Source organism: Bradyrhizobium sp. 27S5 (assembly GCF_037217225.1).
GTDB lineage: Bacteria > Pseudomonadota > Alphaproteobacteria > Rhizobiales > Xanthobacteraceae > Bradyrhizobium > Bradyrhizobium septentrionale.
Genome location: NZ_CP147714.1, coordinates 155,903 through 177,341 on the forward strand (window position 1 = coordinate 155,903; position 21,439 = coordinate 177,341).

The following is a 21,439-nucleotide window of genomic DNA, read 5'->3' on the forward strand; positions in this document are numbered from 1 at the left end:
CCCCTTTTGAACGGGTCCCGGGAGGCTACCGTTTCTCGCCGGCGCGCAGTTGGGAACGCGTGTTTTTTTCTGCGTCCCACGCCTGGAACTGCTTGAACAGCGCCTCCTTGTCGGCGTCGCTCTGCAGACGTGCGGCCGCCGGGCTCTGCTTCAGGAATTCATCGAAACGGCTGCGCGAGACGGCTTCGACGCCATGGCGGTCGAGCCATTGCTGGGCCACCGGCAGGCGTTGCCAACCCGGCAGCGGTGCCGACAGCGAGACCTCCCGCCACTTCGGATGGAACGGCGGATTCTGGAATGTCGGAAATTTGGTGAAGAACGCATCCACGAAATTAGCCAGCTTGTGGTAGCGCTCGGTGTTCGGCGCCCAGTTGTAGGCCGCAAGCACGGCAGGAACGGCGATCGTGTCGACGCGATCCTCGCCCGAAATCAGGTTGGGATAGTCCTTGGCCGACAGGCTCGCGGGCAGATAGTCGCCCTGCAACGGCTTCTCGTAGTTGACCGTCACCAGGTGGAACCGATCGTCCTTGAAGCCGCTCACGGACTTGTAAGGCTTGCCGCCACACACGATCACGGCGTCGATTTCGCCGGCCTTCAATTTCTCCAGCGCGATGCGCTGCTCGACATAGACGACCTTCGGCTTCATTCCGAGCCGCTCGAACACGGTCAGCGCGGTCACGAAGGTGCCGCCATTGGGAAGGTCGACGCTGACGGTCTTGCCCTCGAGGTCTCTGAGATTGCGGATCGATTTCGACGCGATCACATGCATCTCTTCGTTATAGAGCTTGGTCACGTAGGTGAATTGTTTCTTGATATCTTTCGCGATGCCCTTCCGCTCGAGATATTCGAGCGTGTCAGACCGAACGATGCCGAGATCGACACCCTGCAGAAACAGGATGTCGGCGACGCTCTGCACCGAGCCGCGCCCGACGATCGGCAGGATGCGCAACTTGTTGCCGTCGTCGAGCACGGAGGCGAGATCGGCGCCGAACTGAACATAGGTGCCGCCGATCGTGCCCGAGATCAGCGTGACCGTGTTGGCGTTGAGGGCCTGCTTGGTGCTCACCGAGCCGTACTGAAAGATCGCCTTCAGGCTGTCGCTGACCTTGGCCGGGTCGAATTCGGTCTGCTCGGCCCGCGCCGCTGGGCCGCAAATCATCATCGTTGTGAATACGACCAATCCAAACAAGCGTCGCATATGTCCCTCGAGATAAGCTTGATTCTGAGATGAGCCTAGTTCTGCAATTGCGCGAGTCGTTGCTGTGCGGGCTGCGAGCCGAGTTCGGCGGCCTTGCGATACCAGAAGCGCGCTGCGTCCGGATCGGGCGTGATGCTCCGTTTGTCCAAGGTCCCCAGCACGTCGGGATCGTAGGTGCGCGCCAGCAACAGCGCCGCATCCGCGTCCTGCGCATCCGCGGCCCGCTCGAGCAGCAGCCGTGCCGATACGATGTCGCCGATCGCAAGCAGGCTGTTGGCCCGCTTCAGGAGGCCTGCGACGTCATCCGGATCGAGGCGTCTTGCCGGTGGCGCCGCCGGTGGTGGTGGCTCGATCGGTGCAGCCACAGGCGTTTCGCGCGCAACGACGTCGCTCTTGATCGCTTCCTGATAGGCGGCGGCGATCTGCGCGCGTGACGGCGGGCTTGCAGTGGCGGGCGACACCTCGGTGGCCGCGGCGCGAACCGCTTCAGCGATTTCCGCGCGGGCCTCGATCGGCGAGACGCCGACCAGCGCGGCCTTGGCACTCACGACCGCGTCGCGCACGCTGCCGATGGACCACAGCCCGACCACCGCAGCCGCGACAAGTGCGACGGCCGAAATTGTCAGCAGGCCGGTGCGGAGGCGCGAACGTGGAATCGTGGTGCGCCCGTGCCAGTCCGCGTCGTCGATTGGGCTTGAAAGAAACAGCGGGGCGGGTTCGTCCGTGCCGATGTCGATGGCTGCCCGATGTGGTCGCCGGTAGCGATAAGGTGCAAATTCAGGATCGTTGATACCAGCGTTGATCGCGTCGCGTGGCGGATCGCTGCCGTGAACGTGTGTTGGCTTCCCCACCATGATGATGCTTCCCCGATACTATGACGCAACAATCGGGCATCTCTGGTGTCTGGTTGTTGTTCTTGTTGGGGTCCCTGAGCGCCCGTTACGGACTCTTAATCGCCTTGCGATTGGGCCCAAAAAGCGACCTTGGTCGCTTCGAATCGGGAGAAATTTGGGTTTGATTGCGGCAGCGTGCGCAAATTCGGAGAAAGTTCACAGGGTTTGCTCACGATTGCGCGCCCCGCGCTGAAGCGCGGGGTGCCAGCAGAGGAGGAGTGAGCTCTCTCTTCTCCTTCCCCCTGAAAGGGGGAAGGTCGGGATGGGGGTCAGCCGCAGGCGACGCTGCACGCGGAGAGAGCAGATCCCCACCCGCTTTGCTCTGACGAACAAAGCGACCTCCCCTTTCAAGGGGAGGTAGGAGCATCTGGGCTACTGCTCTCGATCCGTCATCCCTGCGCAACGGCTAAGCCGTTGTCGCTGGAGGTGCGAGCGCTTGCGAGCCTCGAAGGATGCACGGCCCGGTCCGGGGCCGTCGTGCTTCGAGACGCGCGCGATGCGCGCTCCTCAGCATGACGGTGATGATAAGGAGCGCGCGGTCGTCGGCCCTCAACTTCCCGGATGCAGGATCACCTTGCCCATCGCCTTGCGGCCGGCAAGCACCTTTAGCGCTTCTGCGGTCTGCGACAGCGGGAAGGTGCGGTCGACATGCGACGAGATCTTGCCTTCCGCGGTCCACTGCACGAGCTTTTCGAGGTTCTTCCGGTTCTTCTCCGGATTGAGCCGCGCCCAGGCGCCCCAGAACACGCCGCGGATGTCGCAACCCTTCAGCAGGGCGAGGTTGAGCGGGATCTTCGGAATGTCGCCGGCGGCAAAGCCGATCACCAGGAAGCGGCCTTCCCATGCGGTCGAGCGCAGCGCGGCCTCGGCATAGGCGCCGCCGACCGGATCGAACACGATGTCGGCGCCCTTGCCGTCGGTCAGCTTGCGCAGGCCCTCTTTGAGATCTTCCTTGGCGTAGTTCAGCGTCAGCTCGGCGCCGTGCTGCTTGGCGAATGCAAGCTTCTCGTCCGACGAGGCGCAGGCAATCACCTTGAGGCCCATCAGTTTGCCGAGCTCGCACGCGGCAAGTCCGGTGCCGCCGGCGGCGCCGAGCACCGCGAGCGTCTCGCCCGGCTTCGGGCTCGCGCGATCTTCCAGCGCATGCAGCGCGGTGCCGTAGATGATGATGATGCCGGCGGCGCGATCGTAATCGAGACTGTCGGGAATCTTCACGATCGAATTCGCCGGCAGCGCGATCTTGTCGCGCGCGCCATTGTGGCCGCACGACGCGACGACGCGGTCGCCGACCTTGAGATCAGTGACGCCGGCACCGATGCTCTCGATCACGCCGGCAACTTCGGCGGCCGGCGAGAACGGGAACGGCGGCTTGATCTGGTACTTGCCCTGGATCATCAGGATGTCGAAGAAATTCAGCGCCGCCGCCTTGATCGCGATCACGGCTTCGCCCGGACCGGCCACCGGATCGGGCACGTCAGCCAGCACGAGATCGTCGGGTTGACAGTATTGCGAGCAGAGGATGGCTTTCATGGACACACCTGAGTTTCGGACGCAAAAAGACCTGAAAGCTTCATGCCGGATTTGCGGCGGAGCGACAATACAAAGCGGAGGGATCAAACTATGTTTGAAAAAGGCCTGCTAGCGAAAAAGCGCATCCTGATCACGGGCGGCGGCTCCGGCCTGGGCGCGGCGATGGGCCGCCGCTTTGCCGAACTCGGCGCCGAATTGATCATCTGCGGACGCCGCGAGGGCCTGCTGGAGGAAACCGCAGCCAGATTCCGCAGTGAGCTCGGCGTGAAGGTCTCCACCGCGCGCTGCGATATCCGCGACGGCGCTGCGGTGGAAGCGATGATGGATCAGGTGTGGCAGGACGCGCCGATCGACGTTCTCGTCAACAACGCTGCCGCAACCTTTATTGCGCAGAGCGAACATTTGTCATTCCGTGCAGCGGACGCGATCCTCGGTCCGACATTGCACGGCACGCTGTATTGCACGCTCGCCGCCGGCCGCCGCTGGATCGAAGGCCGGCACAAGGGCGTGGTGCTCTCGATCCTCTCTACCTCGACCATCACCGGCCGCGCCTTCACCGTGCCGTCCTCGATGGCCAAGACCGCGGTGCTGGCGATGACCAGGAGCCTTGCGGTGGAATGGGGACCGAAGGGCATTCGCACCGTCGCGATCGCGCCCGGCGCGTTTCCGACGGCTGGCGCGACCGGGCAATTGCGTCCCGAAGGGCGCGGCGAGAGCTGGGCGCATCGCAATCCGCTCGGCCGCGCCGGCGAGCATTCCGAACTGGCCAATCTCGCGAGCTTCCTGATCTCCGACCAGGCCGGCTACATCAATGGCGAGATGGTGGTGCAGGACGGCGGCGCGCACCTGCGCAGTTCCGGTGCCGAGGACCTGCTGCAATGGACCGACGCGCAGTGGGAGAAGCAGCGAGCGGCACGCGCCAAGGGCTGACGATCGACGACAAGCACCGAGCAAGCGCTAAGAAAAGGATGGACGCGCGATGCGGCTGCGGCTGGCGCGCGCATGCAGGCGCAACTGCCTTCCCAAAAAGGCGTTTCCCGGTTATCCATCCGAGCCGGCGGAGGGGAATCGCCGGGCCATCTTCCAGTCACAATGATGAGGGAACCAGTTGGCCGTGCGGCAAATACTGACATCATTGGTTGCCTGTAGCCTGGTGTGCGGGATCATCTCGCTTGCGCCGGCGCAGGCAGCGCCCAAAAAGGATGCGGCCAAGGATACGGCCAAGGACGCAGCCAAGCCGGCGCCGTCGCCCGCCGCGGCTGCGGCCGGTGGTGCCGAGCCGACGTTGATCGGCCAGTTCGGCACATGGGGCGCCTACACGGCGTCGCCGAACGGCAAGAAGGTGTGCTTTGCGCTCGCCAAGCCGTCGTCGTCGAAGACCAACCCGCCGAACCGTCCGCGCGATCCAGCCTATGCCTTCATCTCGACCCGTCCGGCCGAGAAGGTCGTCAACGAAGTCTCGGTCATGATCGGCTACACCGTGAAGCCGGGCTCCGAATCGACGCTCCAGGTCGGCGGCGGGACTTATGCGATGTACACGCAGGGCGACGGCCTCTGGATCAAGAATGCGGCCGAGGAGGAGCGGATGGTGGAAGCCATGCGCAAATCGGCCGAGGTGACGGTAAAAGCCGTCTCGGCGAAGGGTACCGAGACGATCGATACCTTCGCACTGAAGGGCCTGGCGCAGGCGCTTGACCGGCTGGGGCAGGATTGCCGGCGCTAAGACCGGCTCAGAAAGGCAAATTCGAGGTATTTGGTGGCTTTCCAGCACCGGCTGGAAGGCCTATTTGAGGTTTCATGACCGACATCCAGTCCACCAATGCTGTGCCCGGCGCCAATGCGCCGCTCGAAAAGGTTCCGCTCGAGACCTATGTGCCGCCGGCGAAGCCTTCGCTGATCGGGCTGTCGCGCGCCGAGATCACCGATCGCCTGGGCGAGATCGGGGTTTCGCCGTCGCAGCGCAAGATGCGCACCCAGCAGCTCTGGAACTGGATGTATTTCCGCGGCGCCAAGAACTTTGCCGAGATGACCAACGTCTCGAAGGACATGCGTGCCGAGCTCGAGAAGCATTTTACCGTCGATCGTCCCGAGGTGGTCGCCGAGCAGATCTCCAACGACGGCACCCGCAAATGGCTGCTGCGGCTGCCGAGCGGCGACAAGCTCGAGCGGCCGCACGAGGTCGAGTGCGTCTACATCCCCGAGACCGATCGCGGCACGCTGTGCGTTTCCTCGCAGGTCGGCTGCACGCTGAACTGCTCGTTCTGCCACACCGGCACGCAGCGGCTGGTGCGCAACCTCACCGCCGGCGAGATCGTCGGCCAGGTGATGGTGGCGCGCGACCGCCTCAACGACTGGGCCGACCGCGAGGACGGCACGCGCCGCGTCACCAACATCGTGATGATGGGGATGGGCGAGCCGCTCTACAATTTCGATGCGGTGCGCGATGCGCTTTTGATCGTCGGCGACAATGAAGGCATCGGCATTTCCCGCCGCCGCATCACGCTGTCGACCTCGGGCGTGGTGCCGAATATCAAGCGCACCGGCGACGAGATCGGCGTGATGCTCGCGATCTCGCTGCACGCGGTACGCGACGAGCTGCGCAACGAGCTGGTGCCGCTGAACCGCAAATATCCGATCAAGGAATTGCTGCAGGCCTGCCGCGACTATCCCGGCGCGTCCAATGCGCGGCGCATCACCTTCGAATATGTGATGCTCAAGGGCGTCAACGATTCGCTCGATGACGCCAAGCTCTTGGTGAAGCTGCTCAAGGGCATTCCGGCCAAGATCAACCTGATTCCGTTCAACCCGTGGCCGGGCACCGCCTACGAGTGCTCGGACTGGGAGCAGATCGAAAAATTCTCCGAATACATCTTCAACGCCGGCTATTCCTCGCCGGTGCGCACGCCGCGCGGCCGCGACATCCTCGCTGCCTGCGGCCAGCTCAAGTCGGAGACCGAAAAGCTCTCGGCCCGCGAACGCCAGGCGCTGCGCGCGATGGCGATGACGGATTAATCAGATGGCCTTGATCGGCCGCCTGTTCGTCGTTGCCTTCGGTTTCCTGATGGCCTGCTTCGTGGCGGGCATCATCGTGGTCGTCGCGGTGCTGTATCCCGAGATCAGCGATTTCGGCGGCCAGATCGACCAGAGCGCTGTTAACATCGTGCTCGGCTTCGGCTTCATCTTCATCTCCGGCTTTGCGCTGCTGCCCGCACTGATCGTGGTGCTGCTGACCGAGGCCTTCTACATCAGGAGCGTGCTGGCCTACGCCGTCGGCGGCGCCATTGTCGGCGCGGCCTGCTATCTCGGCCTGGTTCCGTTCGACCCCGATACGATGCAATTCCAAGGCATCGTGCGCCGGCACATGGAGATCATGACCGGCGCCGGCATCGTCGCGGGCCTGGTCTACTGGCTGATCGCCGGCCGCACCGCCGGTGCCTGGCGCGAGCCCTCGCGTCGCTTGCCGCCGCCCCCGCCATTGCCGTCACAATCGCGGCAGCCGTGATGCTTCCCATGCCGCACAGCCTCGGCTAAACCGCGCGCCATGAACCGGACCGGACTTGTCATCGCGCTGGCGCTGGCGCTCATCATTGGCCTCGTGTTCGGGATCTATCCCGAGCTCGACCTGAAGCTGGCGGCCTTGTTCTACGATGCCGCGCAAAACACCTTTCCGCTGAAGCTCGATGCGGTGGCGTCGTTCGCGCGCGATGCGGCGATGTGGATCGCCTGGGCGCTGGTGCTGCCGGCGATCGTGACCATCGTCTGGAAATTCATCCGCCCGGAGCGGCCGATGCTGATGTCGGGCCGCGCCGCGGTGTTCCTGCTCACCACGATGCTGCTCTCGGCCGGCGTCCTCACCAATCTCACCTTCAAGAACTATTGGGGCCGGCCCCGGCCGGTGTTCGTGACGCAGTTCGGCGGCGACCTGCCATTCGTGCCGTGGTGGGACCCGCGCGGCGGCTGCCCGCGCAACTGCTCGTTCTTCTCCGGCGAGGGCGCCACCGCGTTCTGGACCTATGCCCCGGCGGCGCTGACGCCGCCCGCCTGGCGGCCGCTGGCCTTTGCCGGCGCCACCGTGTTCGGCATCGTCACCAGTGGCTTGCGAATGGCCTTTGGCGGGCACTTTTTCACCGACGTCGCGATCGCGGGCCTGGTGTCCTTTCTGGTGGTCTGGCTGTTCTATGCCCTGATCTACCGCTGGGCCTCGACCCGGCTGACCGACGAGGCGGTCGATGCGGCGCTGACCCGGCTCGCGATGCCCGGCTACCGGTGGGTGCAGCGCTGGCGCCGGGGCAAGGCAGAGCCCAGCGAGCGTGAGGCCTGATTAAAGGCGTGCCCCGCCTTCCGAAATTTGATATTCGGCCTCCCAAACACCACCCATTTTCGACCGATTGGACCGTTCCATGAGCACGATTCTGAAAAGCCTGCCCACCGGCGAGAAAGTCGGCATCGCGTTCTCGGGCGGGCTCGACACGTCAGCGGCGCTGCTCTGGATGAAGCTGAAGGGCGCCAAGGTCTTCGCCTATACCGCCAATCTCGGCCAGCCTGATGAGGCCGATTACGACGCGATCCCGCGCAAGGCGATGGATTTCGGCGCCGAGAAGGCCCGCCTGGTCGATTGCCGCACCCAGCTGGTTCATGAAGGCATCGCCGCGATCCAGTCCGGCGCGTTCCACATCTCGACCGGCGGCATCACCTATTTCAACACCACCCCGCTCGGCCGCGCCGTCACCGGCACGATGCTGGTCGCGGCGATGCAGGAGGACGGCGTCAACATCTGGGGCGACGGCTCGACCTTCAAGGGCAACGACATCGAGCGCTTCTACCGCTACGGCCTGCTGACCAATCCGTCGTTGCGGATCTACAAGCCCTGGCTCGACCAGCAGTTCATCGACGAGCTCGGCGGCCGCGCCGAAATGTCGGCGTTCATGACCGCGCAAGGCTTTGCCTACAAGATGAGCGCGGAGAAGGCCTATTCGACCGACAGCAATCTGCTCGGCGCCACGCATGAGGCCAAGGATCTCGAAAGCCTGTCGAGCGGCATCACCATCGTCAACCCGATCATGGGCGTGCCGTTCTGGCGCGCCGACTGCGACGTCAAGCCTGAGAAGGTCGTGGTGCGCTTCGAGGAGGGCCAGCCGGTCGCGCTGAACGGCAAGACGTTCGCCGATCCGGTCGCGCTGTTCCTCGAGGCCAACGTGATCGGCGGCCGCCATGGCCTCGGCATGAGCGACCAGATCGAGAACCGGATCATCGAGGCCAAGAGCCGCGGCATCTACGAGGCGCCCGGCATGGCGCTGCTGCACATCGCCTACGAGCGGCTGGTCACCGGCATTCACAACGAGGATACGATCGAGCAGTACCGCATCAGCGGCATGCGGCTCGGCCGCCTGCTGTATCAGGGCCGCTGGTTCGATTCGCAGGCCTTGATGCTGCGCGAGACCGCGCAGCGCTGGGTGGCGCGCGCCGTCACCGGCGAGGTGACGCTCGAGCTGCGCCGCGGCAACGACTACTCGATCCTCAACACCGAGAGCCCGAACCTGACCTATGCGCCGGAGCGGCTCAGCATGGAGAAGGTCGAGGACGCCGCCTTCACGCCGGCCGACCGCATCGGCCAGCTGACGATGCGCAACCTCGACATCGCCGACACCCGCGCCAAGCTCGGCCTCTACAACAAGACCGGCCTGCTCTCGAGCGGCGAAGGCTCGCAGATTTTCCAGCTCGAGAACGACAAGGACTGAGGTCGCGAGCGGTAGACACAAATTCAGTGTCGTCCCGGGCTTGACCCGGGACCCATAACCACGACCGTCAACTGTTGTGCCACGCTGGGGCCGCAGCTCGCGTCAACAACGCGATACTGTGGTTATGGGTCCCGGCCTTCGCCGGGACGACGAGGGGGAGAGACGTTGGCCTACTTCACCCTGAGCGCATCGAGCAGCGAGCGAAACGCGCGCGCGTAATCCGTGCCGGTCTTGCCGATGTCGGGACCCGCTGAAACCGCAACCGCGGCTTCCGTCACCGCGCCGAGCAATAGCCGCGCCAGGGGCTCGATCGGCTGCCTGGCGATCACGCCGGCGTCCATCGCAGCCGCCAGTGCGCGCGGAAATTTGCCGCCGAAATGCTTGGCGTCGATCTCGCGCCAGCGTTCCCAGCCGAGCACGGCCGGGCCGTCGCGCAAAATGATCTGGCCCGTCGGGCCCTTCGAGCACGCCGCGAAATAACCCTGCGTTCCTGCCGCCATCGCCGCGAGCGGGTCGTTCTCGGCGCGCGAGATGCGGTCGAGATCGGAGACGAGGTCGAGCGAGACCTGCTCGAACACCGCCTCGAACACCGCCTCCTTGGTCGCGAAGTGATGATAGACCGCGCCCTTGGCGACGCGCGCTCCAGTGGCGATGTCGTCCATCGTCGCAGCCGCAAAGCCGCGCTCGCCAAAAATGCGCCGCGCCGCCTTGATGATGGCGGCTCTGGTCTTTTCGCGCCGCTCGGCCTGGGTTGCCATGGCGCCTGTCTAGCCCAGTTCCAGGTCCAAGCCAATTGACTTACCGACTGTTGGTCGATAAATACCGACTATCAGTCGGTAAATGGAGATGGCACATGCCTTCGCTCAAGACGCTGCAAGCCTTCGCTGACACGGTCGAGTCCAACGACCATGTTGGCGCGATCAGGAATTTCTACGCGACTGACGCCCGCACCCAGGAGAACGACGGCGAATGGCGCGTCGGCCGCGAGGCGCTGGCGGCGCGCGAGGCGGCGGTGCTGGTCGCGGTTGCCGGCGTGAAGACCACGCGGCTTGGGCCGCTGCTCGTCAACGGGGATCATTCGGCGATCTGCTGGCGGTTCGAGTTCACCGGCAAGGACGGCAAGGTCCGCAGCATGGAAGAGGTCGCGTGGCAGACCTGGCGCGGCGAGGAGCTGGCCGAGGAGCGCTTCTTCTACGATCCGCAGCAGATGGCGCGGTGAAGTCACGACGTCATGGAAGCGCTTCGACCTCCCCTTGAAAAGGGGAGGTCGCTTTGCTCGTTAGAGCAAAGCGGGTGGGGATCCGTTCTCTCCGCAGATACAGCGTCGCCTGCGGCTGACCCCCATCCCGACCTTCCCCCTTTCAGGGGGAAGGAGAAGAACAAGAATGGCCGGGATCGCTCCCGGCCATTTCGTATCGTGATGTCGCCCGCTCAGCGCGGCGGCGGTGCGGCGGAGGCGGTGCCGCCGTTGAGCAGCGGGGTGATGCGGCGGACGGTGACGCGCCGGTTGATGCGGCTCGGTCCGTCGGTCTGCTCCTTCAGATATTGCGAGCCATAGCCCTGCGAGGTCAGGTTCTCGGCCGGCACGCCGAACTGCTGCGTCAACAGCTCGGCCGCGGATTGCGCACGGCGGTCGGACAGCGACAGATTGTCGGTGTCGTTGCCGGTCGCGTCGGTATGGCCCTCGATCAGGAACACCTCGCGCGGATTGCGCTGGATGGCACGGTTGAGGCCGTCGGCGATCGCCTGCAGCTTCGCCGCCTGATCCGGGGGAATCTGCCAGGACCCTAAGTCGAAGTTGATGCTGTTGACGTCGATCGACGGCATCAACATGCGCACGTTCGGGCTGTAGCGGATTTCGTCGAGCGAATAGCGCCGCGCGATCCGGTCAACCGGCGGGGCCTCCATGGTGTCGTAGATCACATCAGGCGCCGCGCTGTCGGACTCGACGATGTAGCGATCATAGGGGATCCGGACCACCGGTGGTGGCAGGTCGACATAGAAGCCGCCGACCGCGGCCGGATCGCGATAGGAGTTGTCGATGATGACGAGCTCGCGGCCACCCTGATCCCTGCGGATCCGGCGCAGCATCTGCCCGTCGGGACCGACCACGGTGATGATCTCGCTGCCGTCAGGACGGATCACGACGGTGCGGGTCTCGCCGCCGATCGTCTCGGTGCGGATGTCGCGGGCGCCATAGCGGAAGCGATAATTATCGTCGCCGCGGACATAGGCCTGTCCGCCCGGATCGCGGATGATGATGCGGTCCGGCTCGGTGTAGATGGTGCGGCCGCCTTCGACGACCTCCTGGCGCTGGTTGTGCAGGTCGGCGATGGTCGCGCCGATGACGGCGCCGGCCACCACGCCGGCACCGACCGCGGCGCCGATCGCGAGCGGCCTCAGATTGTCATGCCGCGGCGCCGGCGGCAGCGGTGCTGAAACCGTTGGCGCGGCCCGAAACGCCGAGGAAACCGTCGGCGGGGCGTATTGCGATTGGCCGGGCGGCGGCGTTGCGGCTGCCGAGCCGGGGACGACACCCGGCGCCGAGGGGCCGGCTGGACGCGCCGATGGTGCGCCCATCGCGGCTCCCGCGGCGGGCGGCACTGCGGGCGCAGCACCAGCGGCCGGCGGAGTGCCCGGGCGTCCCGGCGCCGGGGCTACGCCAGGTGCTGCTCCAGGTGCTGCTCCAGGTGCGCCCATTGCGGCGCCTGGGGTCGCCGGCGTTCCGGGCGATGTGGCCGGACGTCCCTGCTGACCCGGCGTCGGGGTCGCACCGGGTGTTGCGGCGGGCGGTGTGCCCGGTCGTGCCGGCGGCTGTCCCGCTGCGGGAGGTGTCGTCGCTGAAGGCGCGGGCGTTGCCGGAGATGTCGCGGCGGGCGGCGTGCCCGGCGGTTGCTTGGCGCCGCCAGGACGTTCACCACCAGGACGTTCACCACCCGGACGATCGCCAGGCCGGCGTTCGGCGGGCGCCGTTGTCGGAGCTCCCGGCGTTGCGGGGGCGGGCGTTGCTGCTGCGGGAGGCGGCGGCGTCGCGGGGCGTGCTGCGGGAGCTGCGCCCGGTGCAGGCGTTGGCGGCGTATGCGCAGCCGGGGGTGGAGGCGGCGGAGGCGTCGCCGGACGTTGCGGTGCTGGGGCAGGCGGCGGTGTCGGACGCGCGGGAGCTGCGGCCGGCGGCGGCGGGGTCGGCTTCGCCGGTGCAGCCGCGGGCGGCTCCGGCCGGGCGGGCGCGGCGGGCGGTGCGGGGCGAGCGGGAGCTGCCGCGGGCGGCGGAGGCGGAGTGGGGCGCGCAGGTGCAGCGGCGGGCGGAGGTGGCGGCGTCGGGTGTGCCGGAGCAGCAGCCGGTGGCGGCGGTGGCGGCTTCGCGGGCGCTGCGGCCGGCGGCGGCGCGGGACGCGCAGGCGGCGCGGCTGCCGGAGGTGGTGCCTGCGGATGCGGCGCGGCTGCGGGCGGTGCCGGATGCGCGGGAGCACCCGGCGCGGGCCGTGGCTTCGGCTTTCCGTCCGGACCGGTTTCTTCCTTTGGCTGCGCCTGCGCGACGACCAGCGGCGAGGTTTGGGCGTGCGACGCTGAGGTGGCGAATTGCATCACCGTCAGCGCAGTCGTGGCAAGCAGCACGAGACGAAGCTTTGTCATGGTCTTGGAGTCCCCGGGCGGAAAGTTCTGGGCAGGAAAGAAAACAGTGAGCCGAACAATTCGGCAGGACGATGAACGGCCAGCCGTTAGGCCGGATTGTGGCGAGCCACGAATCATCGGCGAAGTTTATTTCGACATTATAACGGGTTGCATGCGCGCTTGTTCACTGCGCATTCAGAAGAAACGCTCGGACATAGTTGCAACTGATGTGGAACTGAGGCGCGGGGGTGATTCACCCCGCAGCGAGTCGATCTGTCGCAGGTGGTGGACCTGATGGTCCCGGCGGTCCACGCACCGGTAATTCGTCGGGCGTGTTGCCGGGCAACTCGTCCGGTCGCGGCGGCTCACCGGGTTCGCGCACCGGCGCTGGAATCTCAGGCTGCGGATTTCCCGGCGGAATGCCCGGCGGCGGTTCGCTCGGCGTGCCCGGCGTTGATGGTGGGATCTCGGGAGGCTCGATCGGCATCACATCGAGACCTTGCCGTTGTCGCCGACGCAGGGTCGCGTCGTGTTCATTGATCGCTCCATCGAAATTCGAAGCGATAACGGATCGCGCGCCGCGGCGTTCCTATGCGCCTCATCCGGGCGTGTGGCAGACCGCTTCGATATTGTGGCCGTCGGGATCGAGCACGAACGCGCCGTAATAGTTCGGGTGATAATGCGCGCGGATGCCGGGCGCACCGTTGTCGCGGCCGCCGGCTGCCATCGCAGCCTTGTAGAAGGCGTCGACGGTGGCGCGGTCCTTGGCCACAATCGCGATATGCACCGGCTTGTTCGACGCGCCTTCGCCGCCGATCCAGAAGTCCGGCTTGCCGTTGGCGCCAAACCCCGCCGCGGGCGCGTGCCCGGTCACTTCCACCGGCACTTCCATAATCAGGCCGTAACCGAGCGGCGCCAGCGCCGTCTGGTAAAACGCCTTCGCGCGCTGATAGTCGGAGACCGAAAAGCCGATATGGTCGATCATCGCAAGCCTTCCTTCTGCGGATGCATTCTGTCGTTCCGCCTCCCCTTGGAAAGGGGAGGTCGCTTTACTCGCGAGAGCAAAGCGGGTGGGATCTGGTCTTTCCGCACACAGTGTGGTCTGCGGCCGACCCCATCCCGACCTTCCCCCTTTCAGGGGGAAGGAGCAGACAAGTCTGTCGTCCGGAGCGGACGACGCCGGTTGCGGGAACATCTATGATGGATCATTGCCAACCTCCCTTGTTGTGCGCAATTGCGTCCGCGTTCTCGCTTCACCTCCCCTTGGAAAGGGGAGGTCGCTTTGCTCGCAAGAGCAAAGCGGGTGGGGATCCGGTCTCTCCGTAGACACTGTTATCCGCGGCTGACCCCCATCCCAACCTTCCCCCTTTCAGGGGGGAGGGGAAGACAAACCCGTTACGCCGCCTTGCCCGATGGCCGCCGTTGCCGCAGGAAGCGACCGAGCAGCCTTCGCTTGCCCTTGCGCGGGATCAGGTCGACGTCGCTGACCAGCTTCGCCCCGCCCTTGCGGCGCTCCAGCACGATCTTGCGACTATGAAACGCTTCGAGCTCGACGCGATGGGCGACGCTGACGATGGTTGCCTTGGGCAATTCCGTCGTCACCATCTGCATCATCTTGTCCTGGCTCTTCTCGTCGAGTGCAGAGGTCGCCTCATCGAGCACGACGATGTCAGGTTTGTGCAGCAGCAGGCGGGCAAAGGCGAGACGCTGCTTCTCGCCGCCTGACAGCGTCTGGTCCCAAGGCGCGTCCTCCTCGATCTTCTCCTTGAGATGGTCGAGGCCGACCTTGTGCAAGGCATCCCCGATCTGCTCGAGATTCCAGTCTTCCGCCGCACCGGGATAGGCCACCGCGCGCCGCAACGTGCCCGATGGCACGTAGGGCTTTTGCGGCAGCATGAACAGGCGGCGGTCTGCATGCAGGCTGACGCTGCCGCCGCCCCACGGCCACAGCCCGGCAATGGCGCGGACCAGCGTGCTCTTGCCGGTGCCGGATTCGCCGGCGACCAGCAAGCGCTCCCCTGGCTCGACGACGACCTCGGTCTCGCCGACCACGGCGGTGCCGTCGTCGAGAGTGACGGAGAGGTCGTTGAGGCTCAGCATCGCCTTGCCTTCGGTCTCGCTGCGCGTGATGCGGCCGAAGCCGTCGCCGGTCTCGGCGCGTTCGAGCCCGTCGAGCGACATCATCAGCGAGGCGATGCGGCGCGCGCAGGCATTCCAGTCGGCCAGCCGCGGATAATTGTCGACCAGCCAGCCGAACGCGGTCTGCACGATGGTGAAGGCGGAGGCCGCCTGCATCACCTGGCCGAGCGACATGCTGCCGTCGAGGAATTTTGGCGCGCACAACAGCAAGGGGACGACCGGCGCAATTAGACTCGATCCCTGCGACACCAGCGTCGTGCGCATGTGCTGCCCGGCAAGCCGCGCCCATTGCCGCAGCACGTTCGAGAACGTCTTGTCGATGCCGTCGCGTTCTTCGGTCTCGCCGCCGAGCAGCGCGATGCTTTCGCCGTTTTCGCGCACGCGGGTCAGCGTGTAGCGGAATTCGGCTTCCGCCTGGTTCTTGTCCTCGGATATCTGCACGAAGCGGCGGCCGATCGCCATGATCGAGCCGGACGCGATCGCGGCATAGATGATCGCGGCAATGACGAGGAAGCCCGGGATGCTGACGGACGAGCCGCCGAACGTTACCGTCAGCGCGCCGCCGATGGTCCAGAGCACGACGATGAATGTGACGGCGGACAGCAGCGCCGACGTCACCCCGGCGATGAAATCGACCGGCGAATCGGTCGCAATTCGCAGGTCCTCCGCAATGCGGTATTCCGGATTCTTGTGATCGCCGTCGACGAGATTGAGCTGGTAGTAGCGGCCATTCGTGAGCCAGCGCGATACCACGGCGTTGGTCAGCCAGGCACGCCAGCGCCGCTGAATGCCCATGCGGCCGAACACCTGGGCGACGCCCAGGAGCACGCTGCCGATCGCGAGCGGAAAGAAGATGGCGGTCAGTTGGAAGACCGCGGCCGAGTCGCGCTTCTCGATCGCATCGAAGATCGCGCGATTCCAGACATTGATGCCGTACTGGACGGCGACATTGGCGACGATGAGCAGCAGCAGGCCGATCGTGAACAGCCATACTAGCCGGTCGCCGCTGCGGCCCCAGTAGCCGCGCGCGCTGATCCAGAATCGGGTCAGCAAATAGTCCTTGCGCGCCTGTTCGGCCTCTTCGGGCGACAGTTCGGGATCGGGTTCGATAACTTCCGGCGGCGGCGGCTCGATATGATCGCCGTCTTCGGCAATGACCTCGACGAAGTCCGATTTGTCGTCCGCTTCGCCTTGCGCAGTGTCGCTGCCGTCAGCATCGCCTCGTTTCGCGCCCGGTTTCCGAGCCGAAGAGGTCTTGTCCGAAGTGGTCTTGGCCGAAGACGGCCTGCGCGAAGATCCGGATTTTGCTGAAGCTTTGCCCATGCCGCGACAACGCCAGGCAAATCAAACGGTTCCTCGCGGTTCCGACGGCGGCCATGCGCTTCGCGAAGTGACGGAGAAGCGCTGCGACAAACGAGAGGACGGAACGAAGAGCATGACTCGGACAAATCATGTCGCGAGAATGCAAAGCTGCATCCCCACTACATCTGTCATCGCCCGGCTCGACCGGGCGATCCAGTACGCCGCAGCCTCTCGGCTCAAGCATCGGCGCCTCTGGATTACTGGATCGCCCGGTCCCGTCTACGCCAAGGCTTCGACGAGACCACGAATCCCAGGCACGCCGAAGCTTTAGCGAAGGCGGCAAGCCGGGCGATGACACCGATTTTGTGGCAGCGGATTCGAGAACCTATCGTACGTCGTCACGACGCCGGCGCCTGGTCGCGTCGCAGCCGGCGCGAGCGCGCGGCCTTGTGCAGCACGCGCGCGAGCTGCTCGGCGGAATAGGGCTTCTGCAGCAGCTCGAAGCCGCCGCTGCCCTGCTGCGACAGCACCTGGCTGTAGCCGGAGGCGAGCACGATCGGCAGATCGAGCCCCTGCCGGCGGATCTCCCCCGCGAGCTCGATGCCGCTCATGCCGGGCATCACGACGTCGGTGAACACGAGGTCGAACCTGTCGGGGTCGACGGCAAGCTCTTCCAAGGCGTGGGTGGCGTTCTCCACCAGCACGCAGGTGCAGCCAAGCTGGGTCAGCGTGTCGGCGGCGAACTTTCCGACCTCGACATTGTCCTCGACGATCAAGACCGACGCCGCGGTCCGGTCGACCGAAGGCGCATCCTCGGTGCGCAGCGATTGCGCGCGGTGCTCGCCGACGACACGCGGCAGATACAGCGTGAATGTCGAGCCCTTGCCGACGTCGCTGGTGACGCTGACCTCGCCGCCGGATTGCTTGGCAAAGCCGAACACCTGCGACAGGCCGAGGCCGGTGCCCTGGCCGATTTCCTTGGTGGTGTAAAACGGCTCGAAGATGCGGCCGAACAGATCCTGCGGAATGCCGACGCCGGTGTCGGCAACGGACACCGCGACATGGCCATGCGGGCTCGGCGGGTTCGCTGCTCCGGACGGCAGGCTGTTGACTGGGCGGACCGCGATCGTGAGCCGGCCGACGCCGTCCATGGCGTCGCGCGCGTTGACCGCCATGTTGATGATCGCGGTCTCGAACTGGCCGGCGTCGGCGTTGACCAGACAGGTTTCGTCCGGCACCTGCGCTGTGATCTCGATGCGCGAGCCGATCAGGGTCGCGATCATCTCGCTCAGGGTCCGCACATTCTGGCTGGCGTCGAACACCTCGGGCTTGAGGGTCTGCCGGCGCGCGAATGCGAGCAGCTGGTTGGTCAGCTTGGCGGCGCGGTTCACGGTGTTGGAGATCGCGTCGATGTAGCGCTGCCGCCGCGGCTCCGGCAGGTCCGGCCGCCGCAACATGTCGACCGAGGCGCGGATCACGGTCAGCAGATTGTTGAAATCATGCGCGACGCCGCCAGTGAGTTGGCCGAGCGCCTCCAGCCGCTGGCCGTGCCGCAGCGCGTCCTCGGCCTCGATCCGCCGGTTGGCCTCCTCCTGCAGGCGCTGGGTGCGCCGGAAGGCGAGCGCGAGCAGGCCGAACAGCAACGCGGTGGCCGGAATCCCGAAGATCAGGTGCTGGGCCATGGTCGACATCCAGCGCGACTGGATCGCCGAGGTTTCGAGGCCGGCGCTGACATAGATCGGGTATTCGGCCAGCCGCTGATAGCGCATGCGCCGTTCGACGCCGTCGGCCGGGGACTGGATCGTCATGGCGCCGGCCTCGGGATTGGCGACGATCTGCCGCCCGAGCGGCCCGCCCGGCTCGAACCTGACGTTGCGGTCGACGACGGGGAAGTGCGCCAGCACCGCACCGTCGGTCCGGATCAGCGCCAGGAAGCTGCCGGGCTCGCGGCCGATCCGCGCGTAGAAATTGACGAAATATTCCGGAAGCACGGAGGCCTGGATCACGCCGGCAAAGCTGCCGTCCTCGTTGTTGCGCCGCCGGCCGACGCTGAAGAACCGCGAGCCCAGATAGGGCGGCCGCGGCGTCAGCACCTCGCCGATATAGGTGCCGATGTCGCCCGGAGCATGGATCCGGAAGTATTCCCGGTCCGAGAAATCGATGTCGGGGGCCGGCTGCACCAGGCTGTTGACCAGGGCGCGGCCGTTGGCGTCGAACACCCAGATCGATTTCACCTGGGGAAGCGCCTCGGCGACCTTGCGCAGTCGCTGGTGCAGGATCTTGTCGCGCGCGACGATGTCGCCATCGCCCATGCCGCGGATGACCTCGGTGACCTCGGCCAGGCTGCGGTCGATGGTCTCGAACACCTTGAGCGCGTGCTCGTGGGCGACATCAAGCGCGCGCTGGATTTCCTGGTCGGCGGCCTCATTGATCGAGATCCGGGACATCGCGGAGGCGAACGCGAACAGCGCCAGCGGAAGGGCCAGCGCGGCGGCCATCATCCATCGCAGCAGTCTCAGCGAATTGCGTTGTGCAGTCGGCACGGGCGCTCCGGCTCCTTGCGGACCTTAACGCAAACCGTTGCGCCGGAGGAAGCGAAACCCCGCCTTGCGGTGTGGCGCCGGCTTGCGTTCGGGGCGGCGCCGGGCCGATGCCGCCCGGCGACATCACGGACCCGTTAGCGCCTCGTCGGCAATCAAGCGGAAAATCGACCCGGATGACGCTTCCCGGCGCTGTTTTTAGGAGTTCTAAAACCTCTCACGGGCAAACGCTTGACCCTGTGACTACCTGCTGAAACACAGGCCGCATGACAGGCGATCCAAACAGCTCCCAGGATAATCTTCAGGACATCCGGCTCGGACATGCGGATCGCGGTTTTGTCGGAAAGATCATCAGGCTCGATGCGCTCGTGACGGGCTCATCGCTGTCTCCGCAGGAGCTGGAGCAGCGCCTGGTCGAGATGGGTTTTGTCGAGGGCGCGCGCGTGGAAATCCTGCATGAGGGCACGATCCGACGGGATCCGATCGCAGTGCGCGTCGACAACATCACGATTGCGCTGCGCCGGAGCGAAGCCATGGCTGTGATCGTCGAATGACCGCTGCATCCCTGCGTCTGGCGCTGGTCGGTGCCCCGAACACCGGCAAGACTTCGCTGTTCAACCGGTTGACCGGCAGCAGCCAGAAGGTCGCCAATTATCCCGGCGTCACCGTCGAGCGCAAATCCGGCGGCTTCGTCACGCCGGAGGGCCGCAGCGTGACCGTGCTCGACCTGCCCGGCACCTATTCGCTGCGTGGCCGCAGCCCGGACGAGGAGATCACCCGCGACATCGTGCTCGGCCGCTTCGACGGCGAGCAGGTCCCCGATCTCGTGCTCTGCGTCGCTGACGCCACCAACCTGCGGCTGACCTTGCGACTCGTGCTCGAGCTGAAGCGCGTCGGCCGGCCGATGATGCTCGTGCTCAACATGATCGACATCGCGAAGCGTCGCGGCGTGACGATCGACATCGACCGCATGTCGCAGGAGCTGGGCTTGCCGATCGTGACCTCGGTCGCGGTACGCAAAGGCGGTGTCGACGAGCTCTTGAAGCGGACCGACGAATTCCTGGCCCGGTCGCATGAGGCGGCGGCCAGCGAGTGGACCACGCCGACCATCGCCGACCTCAAGGCGGCGCAGCGCGAGGCGGACCGTATCATCGCCGCCGCCGTGACGCTGCCGGCCAAGCCCGACACGCTGACGACGCGGATCGATTCCGTCGTGCTGCATCCGGTCTGGGGTCTCGTGATCCTTGCCGTGATCCTGTTCGTGATGTTCCAGGCGGTGTTCACCTGGGCGCAGCCGGCGATGGAATTGCTGTCGGACAGTTTTGCCGCGCTCGGGCAATTGATTCACGGCGTGCTGCCGGAAAGCTGGGGTCTGCTGCAGAGCTTCCTGCAGAACGGCGTGATCTCCGGCGTCGGCAGCGTGATCGTGTTCCTGCCGCAGATCATCATCATCTTCCTGTTCATCCTGCTCTTGGAAGATTTCGGCTACATGGCGCGCGCCGCGTTCCTGATGGACCGCATCATGGGCGGCGCCGGGCTGCACGGCCGCGCCTTCATTCCGCTGCTGTCGAGCTTTGCCTGCGCAATTCCCGGCATCATGGCGACGCGGGTGATCGACAACAGGCGCGACCGCCTGACCACGATCCTGATCGCGCCGCTGATGACCTGCTCGGCGCGGATTCCGGTCTACACGCTGATCATCTCCGCCTTCGTTCCGTCGACCACGGTGTGGGGTTTCGTCAATCTGCAGGGGCTCGTGATGTTCGGCCTCTATGCCGCCGGCATCACCAGCGCGCTGACGGTCTCGGCGATCGCAAAGTTCTTGATGTGGCGCGACCATGCGCCGGCGCCGTTCATGCTGGAATTGCCCGACTACAAGGTGCCGCGGCTGCGCAGCATCGCGATCGGCGTGTTCACCCGCGCCAAGATGTTCCTGTACCGCGCCGGCACCACGATTCTCTCGATGATGGTGCTGATCTGGTTCCTGGCGTCGTTCCCGCAGGCGCCCACAGGCGCCGAAGGGCCGGCGATCAACTACAGCTTTGCGGCGATGATCGGCCATGCGCTCGAGCCGCTGCTGCGGCCGATCGGCTTCAACTGGCAGATCGCGGTGGCGCTGATCCCGGGCATGGCGGCGCGCGAGGTCGCGGTCGCGGCGCTCGGCACCGTCTATTCGATCGAGGGCGGCAAGGAGGCGGCGGACCAGATCGGCCAGGTGCTGGCGCAGAAATGGACGCTGGCCACCGCGCTGTCGCTGCTGGTCTGGTACATCTTCGCCCCGCAATGCGCCTCGACGCTGGCGGTGATCCGCCGCGAGACCGGCAGCGCGAAGTGGATGGTGGTGACGTTCATCTACATGCTCGCGCTGGCCTATGTCGCGAGTTTCCTGACCTTCAATCTGGCGCAGGCGCTGGGGCTGCACTAACGGGCCTGTCCGGCTCAATGGGTGCAACTGGCCGAATGACGAAGTAGAGTTCATTCGCGGGC

General features: G+C 65.7%; 19 protein-coding genes. 10 read left to right on the plus strand and 9 right to left on the minus strand.

The genetic code is table 11. The features are described 5' to 3' along the window. Positions 1-25: 25 nt before the first annotated feature. From WDM24_RS00760 to WDM24_RS00770, 3 genes are all read right to left on the minus strand, one after another. Positions 26-1,198: a TAXI family TRAP transporter solute-binding subunit gene (locus tag WDM24_RS00760; protein WP_338693751.1), complete on the minus strand. Its 1,173-nt coding sequence runs from the start codon at positions 1,196-1,198 to the stop codon at positions 26-28. Between the two features lie 35 nt (positions 1,199-1,233). Then, positions 1,234-2,052, minus strand: a complete 819-nt coding sequence (locus WDM24_RS00765; RefSeq protein ID WP_338830080.1) for a hypothetical protein — start codon at positions 2,050-2,052, stop codon at positions 1,234-1,236. A gap of 588 nt (positions 2,053-2,640) precedes the next feature. Further along, the gene (locus WDM24_RS00770) at positions 2,641-3,621 is read right to left on the minus strand and encodes an NADPH:quinone oxidoreductase family protein (RefSeq protein ID WP_338830081.1); all 981 of its coding nucleotides are present in this window, start codon (positions 3,619-3,621) and stop codon (positions 2,641-2,643) included. A gap of 90 nt (positions 3,622-3,711) precedes the next feature. Between WDM24_RS00770 and WDM24_RS00775 the strand changes: the two genes are divergently transcribed. The 6 genes from WDM24_RS00775 to argG all read left to right on the plus strand — a co-directional run bounded on the left by WDM24_RS00775 (position 3,712) and on the right by argG (position 9,359). Further along, complete coding sequence (locus WDM24_RS00775) at positions 3,712-4,551, plus strand: SDR family oxidoreductase (protein ID WP_338830083.1); 840 nt, start codon at positions 3,712-3,714, stop codon at positions 4,549-4,551. A 178-nt stretch (positions 4,552-4,729) separates the two neighbouring features. Then, complete coding sequence (locus WDM24_RS00780) at positions 4,730-5,344, plus strand: invasion associated locus B family protein (protein WP_338830085.1); 615 nt, start codon at positions 4,730-4,732, stop codon at positions 5,342-5,344. A 74-nt stretch (positions 5,345-5,418) separates the two neighbouring features. Beyond that, on the plus strand, positions 5,419-6,633 hold the full coding sequence (gene rlmN, locus WDM24_RS00785) for a 23S rRNA (adenine(2503)-C(2))-methyltransferase RlmN (RefSeq protein ID WP_338830086.1): 1,215 nt from the start codon (positions 5,419-5,421) through the stop codon (positions 6,631-6,633). 4 nt (positions 6,634-6,637) lie between these two features. Next, entirely contained in the window at positions 6,638-7,123 is a 486-nt protein-coding gene (locus WDM24_RS00790) for a hypothetical protein (protein WP_338830087.1), read from the plus strand. Between the two features lie 39 nt (positions 7,124-7,162). Then, entirely contained in the window at positions 7,163-7,942 is a 780-nt protein-coding gene (locus WDM24_RS00795) for a phosphatase PAP2 family protein (RefSeq protein ID WP_338830088.1), read from the plus strand. Between the two features lie 79 nt (positions 7,943-8,021). Beyond that, on the plus strand, positions 8,022-9,359 hold the full coding sequence (gene argG, locus WDM24_RS00800) for an argininosuccinate synthase (RefSeq protein WP_029081244.1): 1,338 nt from the start codon (positions 8,022-8,024) through the stop codon (positions 9,357-9,359). A 170-nt stretch (positions 9,360-9,529) separates the two neighbouring features. Here the strand turns inward: argG and WDM24_RS00805 are convergent, their stop codons facing one another. Then, complete coding sequence (locus tag WDM24_RS00805) at positions 9,530-10,117, minus strand: TetR/AcrR family transcriptional regulator (RefSeq protein WP_338830089.1); 588 nt, start codon at positions 10,115-10,117, stop codon at positions 9,530-9,532. 95 nt (positions 10,118-10,212) lie between these two features. Here WDM24_RS00805 and WDM24_RS00810 point away from each other — a divergent pair, with 95 nt between their 5' ends. Then, positions 10,213-10,578, plus strand: coding sequence for a nuclear transport factor 2 family protein (locus tag WDM24_RS00810; RefSeq protein WP_338830090.1), 366 nt, complete (start codon positions 10,213-10,215; stop codon positions 10,576-10,578). Between the two features lie 212 nt (positions 10,579-10,790). Here WDM24_RS00810 and WDM24_RS44285 read toward each other — a convergent pair whose 3' ends face one another. Further along, a complete protein-coding gene (locus WDM24_RS44285; protein WP_414645663.1) occupies positions 10,791-11,939 on the minus strand; it encodes an OmpA family protein in 1,149 nt (382 codons plus the stop codon). Between the two features lie 86 nt (positions 11,940-12,025). Here WDM24_RS44285 and WDM24_RS44290 point away from each other — a divergent pair, with 86 nt between their 5' ends. Further along, on the plus strand, positions 12,026-13,042 hold the full coding sequence (locus WDM24_RS44290; RefSeq protein ID WP_414645664.1) for a hypothetical protein: 1,017 nt from the start codon (positions 12,026-12,028) through the stop codon (positions 13,040-13,042). Positions 13,043-13,224: 182 nt separating this feature from the next. On the opposite strand, the gene WDM24_RS00820 is transcribed toward WDM24_RS44290, so the two are convergent. The 4 genes from WDM24_RS00820 to WDM24_RS00835 form a co-directional block, all read right to left on the minus strand. Further along, positions 13,225-13,458, minus strand: coding sequence for a hypothetical protein (locus WDM24_RS00820; RefSeq protein WP_084518473.1), 234 nt, complete (start codon positions 13,456-13,458; stop codon positions 13,225-13,227). 111 nt (positions 13,459-13,569) lie between these two features. Continuing rightward, complete coding sequence (locus WDM24_RS00825) at positions 13,570-13,956, minus strand: VOC family protein (RefSeq protein ID WP_338830092.1); 387 nt, start codon at positions 13,954-13,956, stop codon at positions 13,570-13,572. A gap of 410 nt (positions 13,957-14,366) precedes the next feature. Then, positions 14,367-16,433, minus strand: coding sequence for an ABC transporter ATP-binding protein/permease (locus WDM24_RS00830; RefSeq protein ID WP_338830093.1), 2,067 nt, complete (start codon positions 16,431-16,433; stop codon positions 14,367-14,369). 377 nt (positions 16,434-16,810) lie between these two features. Continuing rightward, positions 16,811-18,955 (minus strand): hybrid sensor histidine kinase/response regulator, encoded by a 2,145-nt coding sequence (locus WDM24_RS00835; RefSeq protein ID WP_338830094.1) that lies wholly within the window; start codon positions 18,953-18,955, stop codon positions 16,811-16,813. Between the two features lie 263 nt (positions 18,956-19,218). On the opposite strand from WDM24_RS00835, the gene WDM24_RS00840 reads away from it, so the two are divergent. Beyond that, complete coding sequence (locus WDM24_RS00840; RefSeq protein ID WP_029081252.1) at positions 19,219-19,506, plus strand: FeoA family protein; 288 nt, start codon at positions 19,219-19,221, stop codon at positions 19,504-19,506. Next, entirely contained in the window at positions 19,503-21,377 is a 1,875-nt protein-coding gene (gene feoB / locus WDM24_RS00845) for a ferrous iron transporter B (protein ID WP_338830095.1), read from the plus strand. Before WDM24_RS00840 ends, feoB begins: the two co-directional genes overlap by 4 nt. Positions 21,378-21,439: the final 62 nt, after the last annotated feature.

Coding starts and splice junctions, on each gene's coding strand:
- WDM24_RS00760 (WP_338693751.1), bottom strand. CDS start 1,198: ATGCGACGCTTGTTTGGATTGGTCGTATTCACAACGATGATGATTTGC.
- WDM24_RS00765 (WP_338830080.1), bottom strand. CDS start 2,052: ATGGTGGGGAAGCCAACACACGTTCACGGCAGCGATCCGCCACGCGAC.
- WDM24_RS00770 (WP_338830081.1), bottom strand. CDS start 3,621: ATGAAAGCCATCCTCTGCTCGCAATACTGTCAACCCGACGATCTCGTG.
- WDM24_RS00775 (WP_338830083.1), top strand. CDS start 3,712: ATGTTTGAAAAAGGCCTGCTAGCGAAAAAGCGCATCCTGATCACGGGC.
- rlmN (WP_338830086.1), top strand. CDS start 5,419: ATGACCGACATCCAGTCCACCAATGCTGTGCCCGGCGCCAATGCGCCG.
- WDM24_RS00790 (WP_338830087.1), top strand. CDS start 6,638: ATGGCCTTGATCGGCCGCCTGTTCGTCGTTGCCTTCGGTTTCCTGATG.
- WDM24_RS00795 (WP_338830088.1), top strand. CDS start 7,163: ATGAACCGGACCGGACTTGTCATCGCGCTGGCGCTGGCGCTCATCATT.
- argG (WP_029081244.1), top strand. CDS start 8,022: ATGAGCACGATTCTGAAAAGCCTGCCCACCGGCGAGAAAGTCGGCATC.
- WDM24_RS00805 (WP_338830089.1), bottom strand. CDS start 10,117: ATGGCAACCCAGGCCGAGCGGCGCGAAAAGACCAGAGCCGCCATCATC.
- WDM24_RS00810 (WP_338830090.1), top strand. CDS start 10,213: ATGCCTTCGCTCAAGACGCTGCAAGCCTTCGCTGACACGGTCGAGTCC.
- WDM24_RS44285 (WP_414645663.1), bottom strand. CDS start 11,939: ATGGGCGCACCATCGGCGCGTCCAGCCGGCCCCTCGGCGCCGGGTGTC.
- WDM24_RS00820 (WP_084518473.1), bottom strand. CDS start 13,458: ATGCCGATCGAGCCTCCCGAGATCCCACCATCAACGCCGGGCACGCCG.
- WDM24_RS00825 (WP_338830092.1), bottom strand. CDS start 13,956: ATGATCGACCATATCGGCTTTTCGGTCTCCGACTATCAGCGCGCGAAG.
- WDM24_RS00830 (WP_338830093.1), bottom strand. CDS start 16,433: ATGGGCAAAGCTTCAGCAAAATCCGGATCTTCGCGCAGGCCGTCTTCG.
- WDM24_RS00840 (WP_029081252.1), top strand. CDS start 19,219: ATGACAGGCGATCCAAACAGCTCCCAGGATAATCTTCAGGACATCCGG.
- feoB (WP_338830095.1), top strand. CDS start 19,503: ATGACCGCTGCATCCCTGCGTCTGGCGCTGGTCGGTGCCCCGAACACC.